Source organism: Bacillus cereus (assembly GCF_015071065.1).
GTDB classification, from domain to species: domain Bacteria; phylum Bacillota; class Bacilli; order Bacillales; family Bacillaceae_G; genus Bacillus_A; species Bacillus_A cereus_BA.
This window is the reverse complement of record NZ_VOVA01000092.1, coordinates 1-476: the sequence shown is the minus strand read 5'-3', so window position 1 is coordinate 476 and position 476 is coordinate 1. Positions and strand designations below refer to the sequence as shown.

Here is a 476-nt window from a genome sequence, read left to right as displayed (position 1 = left end):
TATTTAATTTAGAAAAAATGGAGGAGGTAGAGGGATTCGAACCCCCGCGCGACTCTCGCCGCCTGTCGGTTTTCAAGACCGATCCCTTCAGCCGAACTTGGGTATACCTCCGAGATATGAACTTTGAGTGGTGGACCTTGTAGGACTCGAACCTACGACCGGACGGTTATGAGCCGTCTGCTCTAACCAGCTGAGCTAAAGGTCCTTTATGGTAGCGGCGGAGGGGATCGAACCCCCGACCTCACGGGTATGAACCGTACGCTCTAGCCAGCTGAGCTACACCGCCATAAGTGATATTCAAATAAGTGGAGCCTAGCGGGATCGAACCGCTGACCTCCTGCGTGCAAGGCAGGCGCTCTCCCAGCTGAGCTAAGGCCCCATATGTTGAAATATCGGGAAGACAGGATTTGAACCTGCGACCCCCTGGTCCCAAACCAGGTGCTCTACCAAGCTGAGCCACTTCCCGTTAATAAAAA

Annotated in this window: 5 tRNA genes; all 5 read right to left on the bottom strand. The window is 53.6% G+C overall.

What is annotated here, in order from left to right:
• Window positions 1–18: 18 nt before the first annotated feature.
• The 5 genes from FT637_RS29645 to FT637_RS29625 all read right to left on the bottom strand — a co-directional run bounded on the left by FT637_RS29645 (window position 19) and on the right by FT637_RS29625 (window position 466).
• Window positions 19–111, bottom strand: a tRNA-Ser gene (locus FT637_RS29645).
• A gap of 17 nt (window positions 112–128) precedes the next feature.
• A tRNA-Ile gene (locus FT637_RS29640) sits at window positions 129–205 on the bottom strand.
• A gap of 4 nt (window positions 206–209) precedes the next feature.
• A tRNA-Met gene (locus FT637_RS29635) sits at window positions 210–286 on the bottom strand.
• 20 nt (window positions 287–306) lie between these two features.
• Window positions 307–379: transfer RNA gene (locus tag FT637_RS29630), tRNA-Ala, on the bottom strand.
• 13 nt (window positions 380–392) lie between these two features.
• Window positions 393–466 (bottom strand) — tRNA-Pro (locus FT637_RS29625).
• Between the last annotated feature and the right edge of the window lie 10 nt (window positions 467–476).